Below are 20,192 nucleotides of genomic sequence, written 5' to 3' on the forward strand. Positions count from 1 at the left end.
TGCGCACCGTTGCGCCGCCCCGCCGGAAAACTGGTAGACAGGACGCAACAATAGCTTTATCTACAGGCTCTCGCGCAACACCTGGACGACCTCGTCGCGCGTGAGCGCATGGTAGCCGCCCTGCATGATGAGCGTGCTGTCGGCCACGTCCTCAACCATGTCCTCGGTCATACCGAGCTCGCCCGCGCTCATCACGCAGCCGATCTCGCGCATCCAGGCCTCCATGGCATCGAGGCCTGCGACCGCCAGCTCCTCCTCGGTCTTACCAGCCGGGTCCACACCCCACACGGCGGTCGCAAAGCGCGCGAACTTGGGCAGACCGTACGTCATGATGAAGCGGTAATACGGCAGCGCCACGGCGGAGAGCGTCATACCGTGCGTGGCGTCGGTGTGCGCACCGATTGCCTGACCGAGCATGTGGACCTCCCAGTCCGTGCTCTTGCCCATGGCGACGAGCGTGTTGAGCGCCCACGTGGCGCACCACATGATGTTGGAGCGCGCCTCGTAATCCTCGGGATTCTTAACCGCTGCGCGGCTCGCCACGATGAGGTTGCGCATGAGGCCCTCGGCAAGGTAATCGCTCGTGTTGTCGTCCTCACCAGAAAAGTACTGCTCGGTGATGTGGTTCATGATATCGAAGATGCCGGCTACCATCTGGTATTTCGGCAGCGTGAAAGTGAACGTGGGATTGAGCACGGCAAAGCGCGGGTACGCCTCGGTACTTGCGAACACGTGGCCAACCTTCATGTGCGTCTCGTGATTGGTGATGACCGAGCCGCCGTTCATCTCGGAGCCGGTTCCCACCATGGTGAGCACGGCGCCCACGGGCACGATCGGGCAAGCGGGCTCCTCGAAATCGACCCAGTAGGTCTGCCACGAATCGCGGTCGGCAGGAAGGTTGACGCTCACAGCTACGCCCTTGGCGTAGTCGATACACGAGCCGCCACCCACGGCGAGGATGAGGTCCACGTCGTTCTCGCGCGCGATGGCAATGCCCTCGTTGAGCTTCTCGACCGTGGGATTGGGCATGACGCCCGCGTCCTCCACCACGGTCTTGCCAGCTGCTTCGAGCGCGGCGATGACCTGCTCGTAGATACCGTTCTTCTTGATGGACCCGCCGCCGTAGACGAGCTGCACCACGGGACCGTACGCTTTGAGCTCCTCGGTAAGGGCATCCATGGCCTTATCGCCAAAGATGAGCTTCGTGGGGTTGTGGTAGGTGAAATTGCCGAGCATGATCTTCCTCTCGTTGCTATCGGGCGCGCGACGAGGCGGGATTTGCGTCCGCGGGGCGGATGCCTCGCCGCGCTGGGACTGCAGCCGACGACCATGCGGAAGCAAGCGAGGTCGGGATGCCTAGTTCCCGCATACTACGGTTCGTCGTGCTGCTCAGTAATAAAATACGTAACGTCACGTTAATTATAAATAGATTTGTTAACATTACTTCATTTAATTTACGGTTAACAAACGATATAATGACGTGCAAGCAGATCCCAGCATGCCCGCTGGGCATAGGAGAACCATAGAGAAGGATCCATGGCCGACTTCATTCGCGCGCGCAGCGACGAGCAAAAGGAACAGCGCCTTGCCGAGATCAAACGGGCGACGAGCGAGCTCTTCGAAGGTCACCCCTACCACGAGATAACGCTCACCACCATCGCAGATCGGCTCGGCTGGTCGCGCGCGAACCTGTACAAGTACACCAGCACCAAAGAGGAGATCTTCCTTCTGCTTGCCCAAGACCAGATGGACTCGTACTTCGATGCGCTCATGGCGGCGTTTCCCCAGGGTTGCGGCCTGGATGCGCCCGTCATCGCGGAGGTGTGGGCCGGAATCGCCAACGCACACCATCTGTATTTCCGCATTGGCGATATCCTTCTGACCATCGTCGAGACCAACGTCACGATCGATCGGCTCATCGCGTTCAAGGGCGACTACTACAAGCGCCACGATGCGCTTGCCGTGCGGCTGGCAGACCTCCTACACGAGGACGAAACGCGAAGCGCGTGGACGATCGAAGCCGTCTACACCCACGCAGTCGGCCTGGTATCGAGCTGCGCTAACAACCCGTTGGTTACCCAAGCGCTCGAAGCGCTGGGTATCGAGCGTCGAAACGTCGATTTCCGCAGCGAGATGCGCGACTTCATCCTCATGTGCCTCGAGCGGCGATAGCACGCCGGCGTCTCGCATGTGAGCGCCACAGGTTCGCGCTACACTGGAAAAGTTGATATACCTGCGACGAGCGGAGGATCCATGTTCTGCACCAACTGCGGGGCGCCGCTCACTCCAAACGCCCGTTTCTGCGTCACCTGCGGCGCACCGATTGCTCCTGCACCCGGCGGCATGGGCTCCCCCGCCCGCAGCGGAGGCAGCCCGGCGTATAGCAACGCCGCCGGCGCGGCATCCAGCAGCGCCTGGCAGGCGCCCGCTCCCGTGCCGCAAGCACCGGCAACGCCCGCTCCCGCCCCTCAAATCCAAACCCCCGCAGCGACGAGCCCGGCACCCGCCGCCCATGGCAGCGCAGCCATACTTCCCAGCTATCTGCAGACGGTCGCGTCGCGAATCGGCCAGGCTCCCCAGTTCATCCCCGAAGCCGGGGCATACCTCCTCGTTGCCGATCAGCGCGGAGCCTTGGCGGTGCAGATGCACAGCTACTTCTTCTTCGCCGCCAACGACCTCGCGGGCTACGCCCAGATGCAGGTCTATGCCGAAGCGTGCATGGCTTGGGCACGCAAGAACTACGAGGGGCTCCCTCGCGGCATGCAGAGCGGCCTTGCCGTTTACCCTGTCATGTTGCAGCATCCATTGCAGCCGGACGCACTCGCCTATGTGAAGCAGATCCCGGACAAGCATTGGGCCGCCTTTGAGCTGCCCGTGCTCTTCGACCCCATGACCGGTCAGCTCGAGCATCTCGACAAGACGCCCGTATGGGGCTTCGCCATGTGGCGCGGCATCAAGGCGTCCGCGCGGATGGTTCTTACCGGGTCACAGGGATAGGAGAGGCCATGGCGAGCAGAAAGCCCTCGGCGCGGGCACGCAAGATCGCCGCGTTCAAGGAAGAGCGCGCATCGAGCATGGACGATATCTTCGGTCGCGAAGAGCAGCGGCGGCGCGAGCGCGCCGCACAGCACGAGGCAGCCCTGCGCGAGAAGGCCTGCCTCTCCAAGAACCGCTACGCCACACGCGGCGAGGCAGAGGCCGCGATCCTCTCCTGCGCCGAGAACGGGCGCCGCGGCCTGCATTGCTACCGCTGCGACTACTGCGGCGGCTGGCACCTGACATCTAAAGCCCAACGCGACTAAGCGCTTCGACCCAACACGCCGCGACCGCACCCTAAACCCTCGGCAGCGCCATCCCGACCGTACGCCGCCCGAGGTGCTCGACGCCCCGCCCTCACACCGCGCCGTTGCTATACTTGAGGAACTTGCACCCGGGGATAGGAGCCTCAATGTCGTTTACCGTCTACAACTTCACCAATAATGACGATGTGAAGATCCTCCACCAGATGGGCCAATTCCAGGTCCTCCAGTGGGATCGCGACCTCTCCTTGGCGCCTTGGACCGCCCAGCAGGCATGGTTCGCCTCGCAAATGGACGTGCGGCGCCGTCAGCTCATCGCCAATCTCGACGGGCGCACCGGCGTGACGCTGCAGGCGGGCGCCATGCAGTGGACCGCCGGCCAAATCCAAGCCACGACCGGCGTGAAGGGCGCGGGCGACCTCCTGGGCAAGATGGTCCGCGGCGCGGTGAGCCAAGATTCCATGATCAAGCCCGAGTACACGGGCGTGGGCATGCTCGTCTGCGAACCCACCTGGCAGCACCTCTTGCTCGTGGACGTGGCTCAATGGGGAGGCTCGATCGTGCTCAACGACGGCTTGTTCCTCGCCTGCGACAGCACGCTGCAGCACGCCCTCGAGCGCCGTTCCAACCTCAGCTCGGCGGTTGCAGGCAACGAGGGCCTGTTCAACCTGCGCCTTAACGGCCAGGGCACGCTGGTGCTCGAATCGCCCTGTCCCCAGACCGAAGTCCTCTACATCGACCTGCAAAACGACGAGGTCAAGATCGACGGCAACTACGCGCTTGCATGGACGGCAGGGCTCCAGTTCTCGGTCGAGCGCTCCGGCAAGTCGCTCATCGGCTCCGCCATGGGCGGTGAGGGCTTGGTGAACGTCTACCGCGGCACCGGCCGCATCATGATGGCGCCGATGCAGGCAGCAACCAGCTACAACACGCTGGCAAGCCAGCCCACGAGCTAAACGCGGAAACGCACGGCTTCGCGATCTGAAACAAGGGACGCTACGGCAACCGATCGGTACCGTAGCGCCCCTTTTCCTTCTGGCATGAGCGAGGCTACTGCGTCTGGCGCAAGTCCCCGCCATCGATCGTTTGCATCCATGCGATATAGACGCCCGGGTAGTGACCGTACAGGATCTGCATGAGGTCAACGCCCGAGGTGAGGTCGTGTACGAGCGTTGCGAACGTCCCTACCGATACAAGGTCATCCTCGGTGGGCACCTCGCGGCTCAGGTCATCGATCAGGCGGTCGACGTTCTCGCGGTCCTCGGGCACGTAGGGACACGGCGCCCCTACGTTCTCCTCGAACGCAACCGCCATCTCCTCGTACATCTCATCGAATCCATCGTCACCATAGCCCGGCAGCCACAAATCATTGCCATAGCGAGAATATCCCCAAGACGCGAGCGGCATGCGCGGCACCATGTCGCTGGGGTTCATGATGTTGAAGATGTTGTCGTAGATGGGATCGGTGACGTTGGTGAACTCGGTGACCTCGGGGGTAGCAAAGGTATAGCAATAGATGCTGCCAAGCGGCGCGAGCGGGCGGAGACCCTCGGTCATGTCGTCGGCGTAGGATGCCGCAAGGTTTGCCGTCGCCGCACCGCGCGAGTGGCCACAAAACAGCAGGGCGACGTCATCCGTACCGCGATCCTGGGCGTCTTCGGTGATGCGGTCGGCGAGCTGCTCGACGATCTCGTTCGCAGCTTCCATGAACCCCTGGTGGTCGATGGCGTCCATCTGGTAATCGGCAGCGTCACCCATGTTGAAGTCACTCAACCATTCCGCCCCGTAGCTGCCGCGAACCGAGACCACATAGAGCGTTTTCTCGCTGCCATCCGGCCCCGCGATGCGCTTGCTCGCGATGGAGTAGGCCACCACGTCATCCGTTCCTGTGATAAAGTCGACGACCTCGTCGAAGATCTCGCTGCGATACTGGTAGGACGCCGTCGATATATCGTCGAATCCCAGCTGGGCAAAGGCGTTCTCCAGGTAGGCGGGCGCATCGGATCCGGCTTGGTAGTAGGAAGACTCCGCGTTCGCCACGGCAGAAAGCACCGAGCAGGTGGTCGCCAAATCGTGGTTATAGACCGTGGGGTCTTGGAAGAACCAGGCGTCATCCCAGCTGATCTCGGTCGAGACATGCTGTCCCTCGGTCGCAGCCAAGCTGGTAAAGTCCACGTGCGCGGTGAAAGCGCCCGCTCGCCCGGTGGAACCCTCGAGCTCGTGCGGAGTGCTCGGTGCGCTCATCGCGATGGTGCCGGCACGCTCTTCCTCGATCCTGCGATGCACCGCGATCGCGAGGATGGCACCGCCCGCAACGACCGCGACCAGGACTGCGAGGAGAGCGATCTTGAGCTTACGGCGACCTTTGTGCGGGCGCCGCGGATCGCCTCCGCCCGCATCATGGCGAGCCTCGGCGTTTGCAGCACCGACCTTGGAACCCGCTATATCGAAATTCGCCTCGCCTGCCGGCGAATCCATCGCATCGTCTTCGACGGGCAGGTTCCCATCTCTGGTCATCGTCATTCCACTCTCCAACGTCATCCCAAGGGGTGGCACAAAGCGCTCGATGATTTCCCCTACCAGAATACTGGATGGAGCCGAACGACGCACGTGACGCATCTTGCGCATTCGGCTCGGTTGCTGCCAGCGCCCGGGGCCGCGATGGCGGGCCGCGCTACCTGCCGCGGCGCTTGACGTCCTCGTCAAGGCCTATGCGCCAGCCCGCTTCATCAAGGTCGGCACCACGGCGGCAGGCACCCACCGCAATACTCGCTGCCTGATATACGGTTTCTGTGCCAAATCCGTCAGGCACGTACCCTGCCGCGCGCCCACGATCGATACCGAGTTTCTCCGCCTCCGCCACGACATCGATATTCGCGCCGATGAAGATGAACTCCCAGCCCATCTCCTGATGGCCCTCGATCATCTTTTTGACCCTGCGGTACGTATAGTCCCTGCTTGCGTTTTCCATGCCATCGGTCGTGATGGCAAACAGCACCTTATCGGCCTCGTAGCCCTTTGGCTGGACCTTCTGCACAAGATCGATGTGCTCGATGGCGGCGCCCACGGCATCGAGCAGCGCCGTGCACCCGGAGCACCGATACTGCTTGCGCGTGAGGCGCGGCACCTCGTCGATCGGCACGCGATCGAGCAGCACGTTCGAACGATTGTTGAAGGTTATGACCGAAACGGTGGCCTCGCCCGGCTCCTCGCGGTTCTCGGCGATCATCGCGTTGAAGCCGCCGATGGTATCCGCCTCAAGCCCCGCCATGGAACCGCTCGCGTCGAGGATGAACACGAGCTCCGCACGCAGCCCCGCGTCTTTTTGCTCCGATTCCCAAGCATTCATATTGATCCGCTTGCTCATGTGATGCCCTTTCTCTCAAGGTCCAGCTTGCACCTTGGAGATTACGCGGCTCGACCGCCCTCGAGGTAAACCGCCGAGCGACATCCGAGTATGCTGGGGGAGAGGCTGGATCTAGAACGATCCCACAAGCGGCTGATCGTAGGCGAAGAGGGCCTCGTTCAAACGGAAGATGTCGTAGATACCGCGCTCGATGAAGAAGCGTACGATCACATCGAACTTGCTGGTATTCGAGAGCGCGAGCCCCGCGCGCGCGAGCAGGTCCTGCGTCGCAGGCAGATCGAGCTCAAGCGCCAAGGCGAGAGCCACCGCCGTCGGCTTGGTCGGCCGGTAATCGGCCTTACTGCGGATCTTGGAGAACAACTGACGGCTCAGATTGGCACGGTGGTACACCTCGGCATCGGTCATACCGCTTCGATCGATGAGGGCGAGCACCGTCTCTGAGAACGAAGCATCGAGATGGTCGAGCAGAACATCGAGCTCACCATCTTCCAGGGATGCGGCACGGGACCCTCGCTTGCCAGCAGATGCGCCAGCCGCAGCTGGTGCCGCCGCTGCAGCTGGCGCCGCCGGTGCCACGTGTTTAGAAGCAGCGAGGAACGCCGCCCCATCACTGCGGAAGAACTCGGGCGCGGCAGCCTCGACGAGGGCGTCGAGTTCCCTTGCCACGTAAGATCCCCGCGTGGCGCCATGCCTTCTATGCGGGTTCCGCTCGACGTACTCATCATCTATGTACTCGCGGATGGCGTGTCCCAGGTCTGAACCCAAGCGCACGGCAGAGCGATCGAACACGACGAGCGTGACCTCGACGTCATCGTGCTCGGCAAGGAATGCCCGGGTCTCCTCGCGGGCGACGGCAAGTGCGCGATCCTGCGGGTATCCGAAGATGCCGGCAGAGATGAGCGGGAATGCCACCGAGCGCGCACCCAGCTCAAGCACGCGCTCGAAGATGCTCTGGTAGCAACTGTGCAGCGCTTGCTCCTCGCCATGGCCGCCACCCTGCCAAACGGGACCGACGGCATGGATGCACCAGCGCGCCGGCAAATCGAACGCGGGCGTGACCACGGCACCACCCGTGGGGCACCGGCCGATGGCATCGCAGGCGGAGCGCATCCGCTCGCGCCCGGCAGCGGCGAAGATGGCACCGCACACACCGCCGCCTTCTTGGAGCCCGGTGTTCGCAGCATTCACCACGGCATCCGCATGCACGCGTGCTATATCGTTCCTCACGATGGAAAATGGCATGGTCTACCTCACACTTTCTCGCGCTCCGCCTCAGGCGCCAAAGTAGCGGATGTCCTTCTCTAGGTACCGGCGCTTCTTGACCGTAGGATACGCTTCGTTGATCTCGCGGTAGCGCGGGCAATCCTCGCCATGGTCGTTGATGATGCCGCATGCCTGCAGATGCGAGTAAATCACCGTAGGACCCAGGAACTTGAAGCCGCGATGCTTGAGGTCGCGAGCGACACGCGCTGAAAGCCCGTTGCTCACCGGAATGTATCCTTGCGCATGCTTGTTGTAGAGGATAGTCTTGCCGCCGGAATAGCTCCACAGGTACGCGTCGAACGTGCCGAATTCCTCGCGAATTCGCTGGAAGCAGCGAGCGTTGCCAACGATCGCCTCGACCTTGCGACGGCTGCGAATCATGCCCGGCGTCTCGAGGATGCGCTCGATATCTGCCTCATCATAGGTGGCGATGCGATCGAACTCGAAGTTATCGAGGCACGCACGGAAGATCTCGCGCTTCTGGATCATCATGTTCCAGTTGAGCCCGCACTGCATGACTTCGAGCGTGAGGAACTCGAATTGGCCACGATCGTCGTGGAGCGGCGTGCCCCATTCCTCGTCGTGATAGCGGATGTTGAGCTCGCTCGTCGCATCCCAATCGCAATAGGCCATGGAATATCGCCTCCCTACGCGAACGGGTCGCGTCCCGCCCGTAGCGCATCGAGCCACGCGGAGAACGCCGCCCCCGGCGCCACGGGGTCGACCGCGCGCGTCGCCATGGGCTCGTACACATACCGGGCGTCGTAGCCGCCGCCCGCGACGTAGCGCCCGTAGAGCTGCGTCGGGCACGCGCGGCCGTGCTGCGCGCAGAGCGCCTCGAGCTCCGCGAGGTCCTTTGAGCCCAAGCCCATCACCTGGAAGAGCACGCGCCGGTCCGCGACCAGGGCATCGAGCCTCTCGATGCGCCCGGCCAGCTCGGCGCACGCGTTGAACGAGGTCATGCCGCCCTCGATGGCGCCGAAGATGAAGACGCGCGCCACGCCGCCTGAGCCCTCGAGCGCCTCGAGCACCAGGGACACAAGCCCGGTCTGGATGTCCATGAACGCGTCCTCGAAGGTCGTCTCAGCCATCGGTCCCCCTTTGCCGGCAGCACGCGGCGCCTCAGCGCACCTATCTGTTCATACCCCCGAGCGGGCCGGTTCACGCACGCAGCCGCCCGCGCGCGGGAACCGCCCGCCGCGCGAATCGTCCTTGACGCGGACCGACGCATCCTATGCACTTAGTAATGAGTATCGATAAGCGACCGCACGCCCTATCGCCGGGGCGCCCGCGCGTGGCCAGAGATTGGAGGGGCCATGAGATACGTCTGCTCGATATGCGGATACGTCTACGACGAGGAGCAGAAGGGGACGCTGTTCGCCGAGCTTCCGGAGACCTGGACCTGCCCGCTTTGCGGAGCGCCCAAGGCGCTCTTCGAGCCCGAGGCGGCGCCCGCGCGGCGCGCCTGGTGAACGAGGACCTGCTGCGCGAGGCCGGCTACATGCTCCCGCAGAGCGGCAACGCCCACGCCCTGCTCGAAGAGCTCGCAGCCCATCCGCTGAGCGCGGACTTCCCCGTCGAGGCTGCGACCAAGCTGCTCGAGCTCGTGCCCGACAACGACGCACCGGAAGCAGCACCCGATGCGGCGGGTGCCGAGCATCCCGCTCCGGACGCCCCCGCACCCGCCGATGCCCCCGCGGCCGATACGCCCCCGCCGCCGGCACCACCACGTACCGCTGCCTGCTCTGCGGGGCCGTCTTCGACTTCGAGGACGGCGTGGAGCCCGTCTGCCCCATGTGCGGGGCACACGGGGAGTTCCTCGAGGCGATCTAGCCCGCACGGCTCCACAGCGAAACCGCCACAACCAAGACGCCCCGGCCGGAGCAGCTCCGCCGGGCTCTGCCGTTCGCGGAATGCCGGCACCCGGTGCGCATTTTGTCCGCGCGGGACGGTATCGTTACCTCAAGGAATCGACCACCCGGAGGTGCACGATGAGCGAGGTCACCTATGCCGTCAGCCGCGAGGAGCTCGAGCGGCTCTCAAAGTTCGCAGATGTCCCGATGATCTTCCACGAAACGCCCGACAGCTACCATGACGAGGCGGAAATCGGCAACGCCCAGGACCTGCTCACCGAGCTCGCGCGGGCGGCGCTCTCCAGCGTCGGCGACGGGTTCGCACGGTTCGCGCAGGCGAATGCCGCGCGCATCCACGAGGCAGCCCGCTACAGCAACGGCATCGCCGAGGCACTGGTTCTCGGCTACCGCCTTGGCATCTCCGCCGGCAGCGCCGCCTGCATGAACGATCTTGGCGCCCTGTACTATATGGGCGAGCTTGTCGAGCAGGATTACGCCAAAGCTGCTGAGCTGTACGAGATGGCGATGCGCCACGGGTGCTTCCAGTCCGTCATCAACCTCGGCTACATCTACGAGTACGGCCGTACGGGCGAGCGCGACTTCGGCAAGGCGTTTCGTTTCTACGCACTCGCCGCAGCGCTCGCGCCTTCCTGCGAGGCAACCTACAAACTCGGCGACATGTTCAGTCGAGGCCAAGCGACCGAAACCAACCTGACCTTTGCCAAAGCGCTCTGGGAACGCAGCCTTGAGCTTGCCGAGAGCCCCGCGCTCGCCGCCCAGCCAGCGATACGCATCGCGCGCCTGCTCATAGACCCCAACTCGGCAGGGCTGGGCATCGAGCTCGACCCGTTGCGCGCGCTTTCGCTGTTCCAACGAGCCGAGGTGGGCTTGAGAATGGATATCGCAGATGGCCTGTACTACTACCGCAAGCGCTTGGCCGAGGCAATCAAAGGCCAAGCTCAGGCGCGCGCTATGCTCGACAGCGATTCGATTGAGGTTACGACGCAGTAGCAACTGAATAGCTGACCCAGCAAAGGATGCAAAAGGAGTCTCCAATGTCCCGCCCCTACCGAAGCGACATCACCTGCCCCGCCTGCGGCACCAACGGAGAAATCATCCTGTGGGAGAGTCTGAACAACGTGCTCGACCCCGATGAAGCGCAACAACTCATCGACGGGTCGCTCTTCAAGTACCGCTGCCCCCACTGTGGCGTCGAGACTGATGTGTTCTACCCATGCCTCTATCACGACATGAAAGGGCATGCGATGGTACAGCTCGTTGATGAAAGCAGCATCAAGCAAGCCATCGACATGCTCGATCACCTGCAATCGGATGTCATGTTTAGGAAGATGACCACAGAGGCGAATTACCAACATCGCCTAGTCACCTCACAAAATAGCCTGCGAGAAAAAGCGCTGATATTTAGAGATGGCCGCGACGATCGAGCCCTGGAGATTCTCAAACTCCTGGTACTCAAGCAGTTGGCGCAAAACGAAGCGGAATTCGAAGCGCTTGCAAATGATGCGGAGCTGTTATACCTCTGTCAGACCCCCGCTGGAAAGCTTGAGCTCGCGCTGTTCATCGTTCAGAAAGACGGGTCGTGGTCCAAGCCGCAAACGGTAGAGGTGCCACAGGATCTTTACACACGGGCAAACCAAATCGTCGATAGGCGCTCATGCCGCATCGAATCGACCTATATCATCGACCGAAATTGGGCATCCCAGATCCTACTCGCCAGCGAGGACGACGATTAACCTCTCGGCTATACTTGCGTTCATGGATACCGCTGAGAACAACTCGCGCAAGGTCGTCGGCAGGTTCGCTCCGTCGCCCTCCGGCCGCATGCATCTAGGCAACATCTACGCGTCGCTCGTCGCCTGGCTCTCCGCCCGCTCTGCAGGCGGCCTCATGGTGCTGCGCATCGAGGACCTGGACCCGCGCACGCAAAGCGGACCGTGGACGGAGCTTTTGATCCGCGACCTCGACTGGCTGGGACTTACATGGGATGATGGCCCGTTCTACCAGCACGATCGCATAGAGCGCTACGAGGAGGCCGCGCGCTCCCTCGTCGAGCGCGGCCTTACCTACCCCTGCTTTTGCACACGCGCCGAACTCCACGCCGCGAGCGCTCCGCATGCAAGTGACGGTACGCCCGTGTATGTAGGCACCTGCCGAAACCTTTCCCCCGACGAGGTCGCCCGGCGCAGTGCGGAACGCTCCCCGGCGACGCGCCTTATGGTCCCCGCCGCAAGCGACCCTGCAGGCGTCATCACCTTTACCGACCGCGTCTTCGGGCAGCAACGCCAAGAGCTCGCCCGCGATTGCGGCGACTTCCTGATTCGCCGCTCGGATGGCGTGTTCGCCTACCAGCTCAGCGTTGTCGTCGATGATGCCGAGATGGGTGTGAACGAGATCGTCCGCGGGTGCGACCTGCTAGCGTCCACGCCGCGTCAAATCTACCTGCAGCGGCTGCTTGGCCTCCCCGAACCCGCGTATGCCCACGTTCCCCTCCTCATGGCACCCGATGGCCGCCGTCTCTCAAAGCGCGACCGCGACTTGGACATGGAGGGCCTGCGCGAGCGCTTCCGCACGCCCGAGCGCCTGCTGGGATGGCTCGCAGGTATAACGGGAATCGCCCCAGATGCCGAACCGCGTACAGCAGAGGAGCTTGCGCGGATCTTTAGCTGGGACTCCATACGCGCTCATCGCGGGAACATCGCCATCGACCTCGCCTAGCGATACGGCCTCGTCGCCTATCCGAGACATTCCGCCGTGGGAGCTCATAGCCCGCCGCCAAAAGCGAAAGCCCTCCCTATCAAATCGCACCCCGAATCTTGGACAAACGGGACCAAGATTCGGGGTGCGGATCAACGAGGAGGCTTTCACAAATGCAGCGAGGCTTTTTTATTTCAACGAGCCAGCGGATCGCAGCAAAACTCGCAGCGGATTCCGCCTCGGCGAGCCAGTCGGAGCCCTTCTTCAACAGTTCGAGCGCCTTGGCGGTGGTTACATCTGGGATCGTCGTAGACACAAGGTTTCGGCAATCATGAACCCGCAGGTATCTGACTTGAACACCTTCGGTCTACTTGACGGGAAGGAAATGGACCACCGCCAAGACGTCCGAGAGTCCCGAACGACCCGTTTCAGCCGCGCCGGAGCTCGAGGTCATCTACGCGTAGCGCACGGCACCCGCCGGCATCACCTGCGTACGTTGTTCGACTTACGTAGTTCGCGTAAGTTCAAACTTCAATCTTGTGCGGACACGCCCTTATACGGTAATATGAGTGACTGCTACGGAGAGCTGACCGAGAGGCCGAAGGTGCTCGCCTGCTAAGCGAGTATTCCCCACAAGGGAATCTGGGGTTCGAATCCCCAGCTCTCCGCCAGCTGCGCTTTATACGAACCCCGCCTGGACCCATCCAAGCGGGGTTCGCGCGTTTTAGGGCTTGAGCGAGCGAGCAACCGCACCGAGCTCGTCGCTACCAAGCAGGAGCCACACCACGTACACGCACTCATACGCGAGCGCATAGAACCCGTTGTCCGTGAGGAGCACAGCAGCAGACCCGAGCTGCTCGACCGCCTCATGGCTCGGAGGCACGGGTATCCCCGCCGGCTCTATGATCTTGCGAGCCTCCTCGGCAGATGGCTTTTCGGTGCGGCCCATCTCGGCAAGCAGCTGGCCGAGCTCGAGCTGGGCCATCTCGCTCATCGTCTCCCCGCGCGGCACCGTGCGGTAGCACGCCATCGCCACGTCGAGCTGGCCGATGCGCCAGTAGGCAAACGCCATGCGGTACAGCAGATACGAGATCGAATCACGGTCCACGGCAACGCGCAGGCCGTGCTTCGCGACCTCGATCACCTCGTCGAAGCGCTCAAGGCGCGCTAGCACGTTCACCACGGCAGCATGCGCCAGCGTGGAGCTGCCGGCCATGTCGAGCATGCACCGGGCCTCCTCGAGCGCTCGATCGAACGCGCCGGCGCGGAAGTACATCGTCTCGAGCTCATGGTGCGCGAAGAACAGGGCATCGGGCACGCGGTGTATGCGCGCGACGCGGTCCTCCTCCCAAAGCGGAAGCAGCACCCTCCCCACCCTGCTCTGGCAGAACCTGCTGATGAGCGGTACGTCGCTCAAAAGCTCCTCGGCAGCACAGCCCGCCTCGAGCTCCTCGATCAGCTTGATGAAACCCTGCTCCGCTTGCGCTGGATCGCTTTGCACGAGCTCCTTGAGCTCCGCGAGGCGCTCGGAGCGGGCATCGGGTCCCGTCTCCATGACCTCGAGCTCACCGATGCGGTCCGCCATGAGCAGCTCGCGCAGCTCTTCTGGCAGCTCGCGGTCGTCCTCGGCAACCGCCGTATAGCGCATGCTGTCATCCGGGATCTCGAACGGGGCCTCCGTCTTAAGACCGCCGATGCGCTTGAGCGCTGGCTGCTGCTCGAGCGACGCTCCATCCACCTGCTTGGCAAACGGCACCAGCGATGCCAAGAACCCTGCGCGCTCGAAAAGATAGCGCTCTTCCTCGCCGCTCACGAGGTCTCGCACTGCGACAGTACAGCGGCGCATGGTGATTTTGGACGCAAACGCAGCCGCGGCGAGCGCAAGCACCATGCGGGCTGCGTACTCGGCAGCCATGGCCGCGCACTGCGGAGCATCGACGTCGACCCAACGCCCCTCGTCCAACTGATACAGCTCGTGAGGCATGGCACGACCGTCCGGGGCCGTGAAGCGAACGTTCAGTACCCCGTTCGAAGCATCGCAAACGAACTCATACTCTAGACGCACGATCGTGACGAGCTCCTCGACGAGCGTCGCGAAACGCGTGCGCGTATCCCACTCGCCACCCGGGCGGCATGAGACCTCGGCAAAATCCGCCCAGCCGTTACGCGTGACGGTACGGTCGATGCTGGTACCGACCCATGAGGTCATACCGCGCATCATGTGCTGGTCTATAAGCGAGCAAGCCTCCTCCGAAGGCGACGCCTCGACGCCCTCGGGTACCGAGCCGAACCTGTGCTCGACCGCGCACAGGCGGTTCAGAACGGCTTCCACCCCGAAGAGGAACAAGGTGTCATCCACCGTGATGCTCTCACGCGAGAAGTTGAGGTAGAAGCTATCCGTTCCGCGAATGTAGGCGAGCGATACCCACGCGGCTTCGGTGAGCTTGCGCAGGCGCTCAAGGTCTATGGCGGAAAGGAGGCGGCGGGCGAAGCGTTCCAGGCCGGAAGGTTTGGCTGCGCCGTCGATGCGGAACAGGGCCGCCTCGATGGCATCTGGCAGAGCTAAATCGTTAAAGCCCTCGAACAGCTGGACCGGCTCCGAGAGCGGCGTCGCGGCAAGCGAGATCGCGGGCGCATGGCCCCCTCGTGCCGCGCTGCGCCTGCCCTCGGGCCCGGACGCCTCATCTCCCGGCATGCACACCGGAGTCAGCCGGCTCGCGTCGATAACGCAGTAGCGCAGGTACAGCGAGGCAGCAAATGCACGATACCCCATGGTCCGGGAGGAGTTCCAGGTCTCGGTATCGCATACCTCGCGCATCACGCCCTTGAAGGAGCCGCGGTAGCGACTGTACGGCTCAAGCGCCTTGCTCCCATTGCGCACGAAGATCGTTCCGGAGAATCCGCGCTCATCAGGCACCAAGGCGAGTTCCGGACGCGCGGTCGGCTCCAAGGTGATGGGACCGCTTGCCGCGAACACCTCACCGAATTCGCTTACATACGCAAGTATTCTGGCACTCGTGTCGCCCTCGAACCGAACGATATAGCAAGAACCGTTCGCCGGAAGCGGGCAGGCGCCCCAGATCATGCCATAGCTTATGCCCTCGGGCTGCCCCGGAAGCACCGGTAAGCGCTTGCGCCGCGCAAGCAGCGGGATCTTATAGAGCTCTGAACCATGAGGTATGGAATCCATCGCGCCTACACCTCCTCGCCAGAGCGCTCCGGGCGGTGGCCGCCTCGCATTCCGGAAAGGCACGCGCCGCTTGCTCCATTGTGAACCCCGAGCATGGTCGCGCCGGCGACTATTTCGCGCTAGGTAGCTTTGGGCCGATGAACGCAGGCGGGCAGGGAGGCACGAGGCGCGCTGCGGGCACGAGATGGGCTACCGAACACGAGGCGAACCGAGCCTGAAATCAGGACCACCCGCATAGCGGGTGGTTTGCTCTTAGGGTGTAACCCTAGGGGCCCAGGCCAGGGACTCAAGTCCCTGGCCTGAACGAAGTTCAGGCCCGATAGCCCCTTGACTCGTGGCACGCCCGTCGAACGGGCGGGCCGCTACCCCCTACCGAACGGGTCCTCGTACTCCTTCACGCTCAGCCTGTCCAGCGCGATGTCGGCGGCCTCCTGCTCCCTGATGTACTTGGCGATCGTGGCCTCGTTCAGGCCGACGGTGGACACGTAGTAGCCCTCCGCCCAGAACTTCCTGTTCCCGAACTTGTACTTGAGGTTCGCGTGCCGGTCGAACATCATCAGCGAGCTCTTCCCCTTCAGGTAGCCCATGAAGCTCGACACGCTGATCTTGGGCGGGATGCTGACCAGCATGTGCACGTGGTCCGGCATCAGGTGCCCCTCTATGATCTCCACCCCCTTCCAGCGGCAGAGCTGCCTGAGGATCTCCCCGAGGTCCTTGCGGTATTGGTTGTATATCGCCTTCCTTCTATACTTCGGTGTGAACACGATGTGGTACTTGCAGAGCCACTTCGTGTGCGCGAGGCTGTTGGCCTTCTGCGCCATGGCTATCACCCTCCTCTTGGGGCTGGCGACCTGAACAATCACCATCCTAGGAGGAGGGCGGCCCGTTGCGTAGCATCAGTGGGATCCACCCGCGTAGCGGGTGGTTTTCAGTGGCGCGCTGCGCGCGCCACAGGGTTGATGACCCTTGAATCAGGACCACCCGCATAGCGGGTGGTTTGCTCTTAGGGTGTAACCCTAGGGGCCCAGGCCAGGGACTCAAGTCCCTGGCCTGAACGAAGTTCAGGCCCGATAGCCCCTTGACTCGTGGCACGCCCGTCGAACGGGCGGGCCGCTACCCCCTACCGAACGGGTCCTCGTACTCCTTCACGCTCAGCCTGTCCAGCGCGATGTCGGCGGCCTCCTGCTCCCTGATGTACTTGGCGATCGTGGCCTCGTTCAGGCCGACGGTGGACACGTAGTAGCCCTCCGCCCAGAACTTCCTGTTCCCGAACTTGTACTTGAGGTTCGCGTGCCGGTCGAACATCATCAGCGAGCTCTTCCCCTTCAGGTAGCCCATGAAGCTCGACACGCTGATCTTGGGCGGGATGCTGACCAGCATGTGCACGTGGTCCGGCATCAGGTGCCCCTCTATGATCTCCACCCCCTTCCAGCGGCAGAGCTGCCTGAGGATCTCCCCGAGGTCCTTGCGGTATTGGTTGTATATCGCCTTCCTTCTATACTTCGGTGTGAACACGATGTGGTACTTGCAGAGCCACTTCGTGTGCGCGAGGCTGTTGGCCTTCTGCGCCATGGCTATCACCCTCCTCTTGGGGCTGGCGACCTGAACAATCACCATCCTAGGAGGAGGGCGGCCCGTTGCGTAGCATCAGTGGGATCCACCCGCGTAGCGGGTGGTTTTCAGTGGCGCGCTGCGCGCGCCACAGGGTTGATGACCCTTGAACGAAACGAACCCGCGAAGTCGCGCTCCGCGGGTTCGTGCTTCTTGCATATGGTGCCCCCAGCGGGATTCGAACCCGCGATATCCACCTTGAAAGGGTGGCGTCCTAGGCCGCTAGACGATGGGGACAGCGCAGATGAGTATACCAGACTCACACGCTACTTGCACAGCGAAAGGGCAGCTTCATCGGCAACGACGATCACGTTGGGATGGAGCTGCAGGATGGAGGCGGGGCACTGCGGCGTGACGGGACCGTAGCACATGTCGTGGAGCGCCTGCGCCTTGTTCTCGCCCGACACAGCCATGACGATGAGGCGGGCGTTCATGATCGTCTGGGTACCCATGGTGTACGCCTGGCGCGGGACGTCCTCCTCACGCTCGAAGAGGCGTGCATTGGCCTCGATGGTGCTCTGGGTCAGATCGACGCAGTGCGTACCCTTGGAAAAGACCTCGTCGGGCTCGTTGAAGCCGATGTGACCGTTGCGGCCGATACCGAGCAGCTGCAGGTCGCAGTAACCGGCCTCTTCGACCATGCGGTCGTACTCGCTGCAGGCGGCGTCGGCGTCGGGGTTGGCGCCATCGGGCACATGGACGTTGGACGGGTCGATGTTGACATGGTTGAAGAGCTGGTCATACATGAAGTAATGGTAGCTCTGCGTATCCTCGTGCGTGAGTCCGCGATACTCGTCGAGGTTGTAGCTGCGCACCTGCGAGAAGTCGAGGTCGCCGTCCTCATAGCCCTTGATGAGCCGCTGGTAGGTGCCAATCGGGGTGGTGCCGGTAGCGAGGCCGAGCACCGTCGTGGGCTTCAAGATGATATGCGCACCGATGATATTCGCGACTTTCCGGCTCATGTCCTCGTAGTCGCGTACACGAATAAGCTTCATTCTAGGGTCCTTCCTATAGCCTTTCCACGGTCCTGCGGCCGCCTACCCAACCGATGCGTCATCGCTCCCGAGCGGTGAGGAGCTTCCCGAGCTCAGGGACCGTATCGCCCACGTTCCCCTTGATGCTCGAGAACTCAACCGAGTTGCAGATGAGAATGGGAGCAGTGATATCGTAGCCCTCCGAGCGGATCGCGTCACGGTCGAACTCGATGAGCACGTCACCCTTCTTGACGGAATCGCCCTCGGCAGCGCGCACCCTGAAGTGCCTGCCGTCGAGCTTGTAGGTATCGAGACCGATGTGGATGAGGACGTCGAGGCCCTCATTGGTGTGCAGGGCCACAGCATGGCCCGTGGGGAAGACCGCCTTCACCTTGCCATCGGAAGGTGCGACCACCTTGTTGCCGGTGGGCTCGATGGCAACGCCTTCGCCAAGCGAGCCAGAGGCAAAGGTGGGGTCGTTGACCTCCGACAACGGGATCACCTTGCCGGCTAACGGCGAGAGCAGCACATTGCGACGCTCGTGAAACCCCAGCGAATGTAAGAACGATTTAAACATGATCTCCCTTGACCGGACGATGCACGACGATGCAAGCCCACAGGTGCGATCGTTACCCCCTATCCTACCGCAAATCGGTGCGTCCGGCACCCTTGCCGCGAAGAGGCGGATCGAGCCTGCGGCAGTCCATCGGGACGCCGAATATGCGACCGTCATCCCGATCGATGCACGGGCCCGATCCCCGTTAGCAGCATGCAGAAGGCAGGACCAGCAGATAGAAAAACGGGGCCTGCCATAGGCAAACCCCGTTGGAACGCAAGGAGCGGATATCCCGCGAAACCTTAGCGCTTGGAGAACTGAGGCGCGCGACGAGCCTTCTTGAGACCGTACTTCTTGCGCTCGACCACACGAGCATCGCGAGTCAGGTAACCGGCCTTCTTGAGGTCGGCACGATAGTCGCCAGCGTTGAGCAGCGCACGGGCGATGCCCAGGCGGAGCGCACCGGCCTGGCCGGAGATGCCGCCGCCGTCGCACAGCGCGACGACGTCGAAGGTGCCCATGGTGTCGGTCACCTTGAAGGGAGCAAGAGCGCCGTCGAGGAGCTGCTGACGGCCGAAGTACTCGGCAGCATCGCGCTTGTTGACGGTCACCTTGCCGGTACCGGGAACGAGACGGACACGGGCCACGGCATTCTTGCGGCGCCCGGTGCCCTGGTAGACAACGGTGTTCTCAGCCATGGTTTATGCCTCCAACTCGATCTTGACGGGGTTCTGCGCCGCATGCGGATGCTCCGGGCCGGCGTAGATCTTGAGCTTGCCGAGCTGCTGGCGACCAAGGGTGGTCTTGGGCAGCATGCCGCGGACGGCACGACGGATGACCTCCTCGGGGTGCTTCTCCATCGCCGTGCGGAAGCTCTCAGCCTTGAGACCGCCGTTGTAACCGCTGTGGCGATAGTAGGTCTTGTGATCAGCCTTGTTGCCGGTAAGCTGGACCTTATCGGCATTGATGACGATCACGAAGTCGCCGCAGTCGGAGTTGGGGGTGAACTGGGGCTTGTTCTTGCCGCGCAGGATCATGGCGATCTGCGTGGCCAGACGGCCCAGCACCTTACCCTCGGCATCGATGAGGACCCAGTTGCGGGAGACCTCACCCTGCTTGGCGTAGTGAGTCGACTTTGAAATCACTTCGGACTCCTCCAATAAAACGTGTCGTAACAGAGATTCACGGGGCTCTGCAAATGACCGTAGAAGTATACCGCATCTAGCTGCCCGGTCAACGGTATTTCGCAGAGTTTCCGCATCCTGTGCCGCGCGGGACGTTCACCAATCACCCCCGTAGAATGGTCGATATTTCCCCATCTTCATATCGCACGATTTCTTAGTTTTTCTGCCATCGATTGCATT

The 20,192-nt window shown here is 62.7% G+C and carries 22 protein-coding genes and 2 tRNA genes; 9 read left to right on the forward strand and 15 right to left on the reverse strand.

All coding sequences use genetic code 11. From position 1 onward, the window contains the following. Positions 1–60: 60 nt before the first annotated feature. Positions 61–1,236 carry an iron-containing alcohol dehydrogenase gene (locus tag C1717_RS01745; protein WP_102371531.1) on the reverse strand — a complete coding sequence of 392 codons (1,176 nt, stop codon included), beginning with the start codon at positions 1,234–1,236 and terminating at the stop codon, positions 61–63. A gap of 300 nt (positions 1,237–1,536) precedes the next feature. Between C1717_RS01745 and C1717_RS01750 the strand changes: the two genes are divergently transcribed. The 4 genes from C1717_RS01750 (at position 1,537) to C1717_RS01765 (ending at position 4,255) form a co-directional block, all read left to right on the forward strand. After that, positions 1,537–2,172 (forward strand): TetR/AcrR family transcriptional regulator, encoded by a 636-nt coding sequence (locus tag C1717_RS01750; protein WP_102371532.1) that lies wholly within the window; start codon positions 1,537–1,539, stop codon positions 2,170–2,172. 81 nt (positions 2,173–2,253) lie between these two features. After that, positions 2,254–2,997 carry a zinc ribbon domain-containing protein gene (locus C1717_RS01755; RefSeq protein ID WP_102371533.1) on the forward strand — a complete coding sequence of 248 codons (744 nt, stop codon included), beginning with the start codon at positions 2,254–2,256 and terminating at the stop codon, positions 2,995–2,997. A gap of 8 nt (positions 2,998–3,005) precedes the next feature. Next, positions 3,006–3,302: a hypothetical protein gene (locus C1717_RS01760; protein WP_102371534.1), complete on the forward strand. Its 297-nt coding sequence runs from the start codon at positions 3,006–3,008 to the stop codon at positions 3,300–3,302. 146 nt (positions 3,303–3,448) lie between these two features. Further along, positions 3,449–4,255, forward strand: coding sequence for an AIM24 family protein (locus tag C1717_RS01765; protein ID WP_102371535.1), 807 nt, complete (start codon positions 3,449–3,451; stop codon positions 4,253–4,255). A 94-nt stretch (positions 4,256–4,349) separates the two neighbouring features. On the opposite strand, the gene C1717_RS01770 is transcribed toward C1717_RS01765, so the two are convergent. From C1717_RS01770 to C1717_RS01790, 5 genes are all read right to left on the reverse strand, one after another. Continuing rightward, on the reverse strand, positions 4,350–5,822 hold the full coding sequence (locus C1717_RS01770) for a lipase family protein (protein ID WP_180965798.1): 1,473 nt from the start codon (positions 5,820–5,822) through the stop codon (positions 4,350–4,352). 151 nt (positions 5,823–5,973) lie between these two features. Further along, positions 5,974–6,666: a vWA domain-containing protein gene (locus C1717_RS01775; RefSeq protein WP_219722248.1), complete on the reverse strand. Its 693-nt coding sequence runs from the start codon at positions 6,664–6,666 to the stop codon at positions 5,974–5,976. A gap of 111 nt (positions 6,667–6,777) precedes the next feature. Then, a complete protein-coding gene (locus C1717_RS01780; RefSeq protein WP_102371537.1) occupies positions 6,778–7,908 on the reverse strand; it encodes a macro domain-containing protein in 1,131 nt (376 codons plus the stop codon). 30 nt (positions 7,909–7,938) lie between these two features. Next, positions 7,939–8,562, reverse strand: coding sequence for a DNA-3-methyladenine glycosylase I (locus C1717_RS01785; protein WP_102371538.1), 624 nt, complete (start codon positions 8,560–8,562; stop codon positions 7,939–7,941). Positions 8,563–8,576: 14 nt separating this feature from the next. Then, positions 8,577–9,020, reverse strand: coding sequence for a hypothetical protein (locus tag C1717_RS01790; protein WP_102371539.1), 444 nt, complete (start codon positions 9,018–9,020; stop codon positions 8,577–8,579). A gap of 225 nt (positions 9,021–9,245) precedes the next feature. Here C1717_RS01790 and C1717_RS01795 point away from each other — a divergent pair, with 225 nt between their 5' ends. Beyond that, positions 9,246–9,401 carry a rubredoxin gene (locus C1717_RS01795; protein ID WP_102371540.1) on the forward strand — a complete coding sequence of 52 codons (156 nt, stop codon included), beginning with the start codon at positions 9,246–9,248 and terminating at the stop codon, positions 9,399–9,401. 25 nt (positions 9,402–9,426) lie between these two features. Here C1717_RS01795 and C1717_RS10445 read toward each other — a convergent pair whose 3' ends face one another. Then, complete coding sequence (locus C1717_RS10445) at positions 9,427–9,738, reverse strand: hypothetical protein (RefSeq protein WP_146003645.1); 312 nt, start codon at positions 9,736–9,738, stop codon at positions 9,427–9,429. Positions 9,739–9,920: 182 nt separating this feature from the next. Here C1717_RS10445 and C1717_RS01800 point away from each other — a divergent pair, with 182 nt between their 5' ends. The 4 genes from C1717_RS01800 to C1717_RS01820 all read left to right on the forward strand — a co-directional run bounded on the left by C1717_RS01800 (position 9,921) and on the right by C1717_RS01820 (position 13,168). Continuing rightward, positions 9,921–10,793, forward strand: a complete 873-nt coding sequence (locus C1717_RS01800) for a tetratricopeptide repeat protein (RefSeq protein WP_180965799.1) — start codon at positions 9,921–9,923, stop codon at positions 10,791–10,793. 44 nt (positions 10,794–10,837) lie between these two features. Next, complete coding sequence (locus C1717_RS01805) at positions 10,838–11,536, forward strand: CpXC domain-containing protein (protein WP_180965800.1); 699 nt, start codon at positions 10,838–10,840, stop codon at positions 11,534–11,536. A gap of 22 nt (positions 11,537–11,558) precedes the next feature. Then, positions 11,559–12,518, forward strand: a complete 960-nt coding sequence (gluQRS, locus tag C1717_RS01810) for a tRNA glutamyl-Q(34) synthetase GluQRS (protein ID WP_102371543.1) — start codon at positions 11,559–11,561, stop codon at positions 12,516–12,518. 559 nt (positions 12,519–13,077) lie between these two features. Continuing rightward, positions 13,078–13,168: transfer RNA gene (locus C1717_RS01820), tRNA-Ser, on the forward strand. 53 nt (positions 13,169–13,221) lie between these two features. On the opposite strand, the gene C1717_RS01825 is transcribed toward C1717_RS01820, so the two are convergent. From C1717_RS01825 to rplM, 8 genes are all read right to left on the reverse strand, one after another. Then, the gene (locus C1717_RS01825) at positions 13,222–15,687 is read right to left on the reverse strand and encodes a tetratricopeptide repeat protein (protein ID WP_102371545.1); all 2,466 of its coding nucleotides are present in this window, start codon (positions 15,685–15,687) and stop codon (positions 13,222–13,224) included. A 362-nt stretch (positions 15,688–16,049) separates the two neighbouring features. After that, on the reverse strand, positions 16,050–16,508 hold the full coding sequence (gene tnpA, locus C1717_RS01830) for an IS200/IS605 family transposase (RefSeq protein WP_077071246.1): 459 nt from the start codon (positions 16,506–16,508) through the stop codon (positions 16,050–16,052). A gap of 292 nt (positions 16,509–16,800) precedes the next feature. Further along, on the reverse strand, positions 16,801–17,259 hold the full coding sequence (gene tnpA / locus C1717_RS01835; protein WP_077071246.1) for an IS200/IS605 family transposase: 459 nt from the start codon (positions 17,257–17,259) through the stop codon (positions 16,801–16,803). Positions 17,260–17,458: 199 nt separating this feature from the next. Next, positions 17,459–17,535: transfer RNA gene (locus C1717_RS01840), tRNA-Glu, on the reverse strand. 29 nt (positions 17,536–17,564) lie between these two features. After that, the gene (nagB, locus tag C1717_RS01845; protein WP_102371546.1) at positions 17,565–18,293 is read right to left on the reverse strand and encodes a glucosamine-6-phosphate deaminase; all 729 of its coding nucleotides are present in this window, start codon (positions 18,291–18,293) and stop codon (positions 17,565–17,567) included. A 58-nt stretch (positions 18,294–18,351) separates the two neighbouring features. After that, positions 18,352–18,849: a PTS sugar transporter subunit IIA gene (locus C1717_RS01850; protein WP_102371547.1), complete on the reverse strand. Its 498-nt coding sequence runs from the start codon at positions 18,847–18,849 to the stop codon at positions 18,352–18,354. A 281-nt stretch (positions 18,850–19,130) separates the two neighbouring features. Continuing rightward, positions 19,131–19,526, reverse strand: coding sequence for a 30S ribosomal protein S9 (rpsI, locus tag C1717_RS01860; protein ID WP_102371549.1), 396 nt, complete (start codon positions 19,524–19,526; stop codon positions 19,131–19,133). Positions 19,527–19,529: 3 nt separating this feature from the next. Next, positions 19,530–19,973 carry a 50S ribosomal protein L13 gene (rplM, locus tag C1717_RS01865; protein WP_102371550.1) on the reverse strand — a complete coding sequence of 148 codons (444 nt, stop codon included), beginning with the start codon at positions 19,971–19,973 and terminating at the stop codon, positions 19,530–19,532. Positions 19,974–20,192: the final 219 nt, after the last annotated feature.

It is taken from the genome of Enorma phocaeensis, assembly GCF_900186505.1.
GTDB lineage: Bacteria > Actinomycetota > Coriobacteriia > Coriobacteriales > Coriobacteriaceae > Enorma > Enorma phocaeensis.

What these genes read in the sequence shown, in the direction of transcription:
- C1717_RS01745 (WP_102371531.1), bottom strand. Translation starts at nt 1,236, where the DNA reads ATGCTCGGCAATTTCACCTACCACAACCCCACGAAGCTCATCTTTGGC.
- C1717_RS01750 (WP_102371532.1), top strand. Translation starts at nt 1,537, where the DNA reads ATGGCCGACTTCATTCGCGCGCGCAGCGACGAGCAAAAGGAACAGCGC.
- C1717_RS01755 (WP_102371533.1), top strand. Translation starts at nt 2,254, where the DNA reads ATGTTCTGCACCAACTGCGGGGCGCCGCTCACTCCAAACGCCCGTTTC.
- C1717_RS01760 (WP_102371534.1), top strand. Translation starts at nt 3,006, where the DNA reads ATGGCGAGCAGAAAGCCCTCGGCGCGGGCACGCAAGATCGCCGCGTTC.
- C1717_RS01765 (WP_102371535.1), top strand. Translation starts at nt 3,449, where the DNA reads ATGTCGTTTACCGTCTACAACTTCACCAATAATGACGATGTGAAGATC.
- C1717_RS01770 (WP_180965798.1), bottom strand. Translation starts at nt 5,822, where the DNA reads ATGACGATGACCAGAGATGGGAACCTGCCCGTCGAAGACGATGCGATG.
- C1717_RS01775 (WP_219722248.1), bottom strand. Translation starts at nt 6,666, where the DNA reads ATGAGCAAGCGGATCAATATGAATGCTTGGGAATCGGAGCAAAAAGAC.
- C1717_RS01780 (WP_102371537.1), bottom strand. Translation starts at nt 7,908, where the DNA reads ATGCCATTTTCCATCGTGAGGAACGATATAGCACGCGTGCATGCGGAT.
- C1717_RS01785 (WP_102371538.1), bottom strand. Translation starts at nt 8,562, where the DNA reads ATGGCCTATTGCGATTGGGATGCGACGAGCGAGCTCAACATCCGCTAT.
- C1717_RS01790 (WP_102371539.1), bottom strand. Translation starts at nt 9,020, where the DNA reads ATGGCTGAGACGACCTTCGAGGACGCGTTCATGGACATCCAGACCGGG.
- C1717_RS01795 (WP_102371540.1), top strand. Translation starts at nt 9,246, where the DNA reads ATGAGATACGTCTGCTCGATATGCGGATACGTCTACGACGAGGAGCAG.
- C1717_RS01800 (WP_180965799.1), top strand. Translation starts at nt 9,921, where the DNA reads ATGAGCGAGGTCACCTATGCCGTCAGCCGCGAGGAGCTCGAGCGGCTC.
- C1717_RS01805 (WP_180965800.1), top strand. Translation starts at nt 10,838, where the DNA reads ATGTCCCGCCCCTACCGAAGCGACATCACCTGCCCCGCCTGCGGCACC.
- gluQRS (WP_102371543.1), top strand. Translation starts at nt 11,559, where the DNA reads ATGGATACCGCTGAGAACAACTCGCGCAAGGTCGTCGGCAGGTTCGCT.
- C1717_RS01825 (WP_102371545.1), bottom strand. Translation starts at nt 15,687, where the DNA reads ATGGATTCCATACCTCATGGTTCAGAGCTCTATAAGATCCCGCTGCTT.
- tnpA (WP_077071246.1), bottom strand. Translation starts at nt 16,508, where the DNA reads ATGGCGCAGAAGGCCAACAGCCTCGCGCACACGAAGTGGCTCTGCAAG.
- tnpA (WP_077071246.1), bottom strand. Translation starts at nt 17,259, where the DNA reads ATGGCGCAGAAGGCCAACAGCCTCGCGCACACGAAGTGGCTCTGCAAG.
- nagB (WP_102371546.1), bottom strand. Translation starts at nt 18,293, where the DNA reads ATGAAGCTTATTCGTGTACGCGACTACGAGGACATGAGCCGGAAAGTC.
- C1717_RS01850 (WP_102371547.1), bottom strand. Translation starts at nt 18,849, where the DNA reads ATGTTTAAATCGTTCTTACATTCGCTGGGGTTTCACGAGCGTCGCAAT.
- rpsI (WP_102371549.1), bottom strand. Translation starts at nt 19,526, where the DNA reads ATGGCTGAGAACACCGTTGTCTACCAGGGCACCGGGCGCCGCAAGAAT.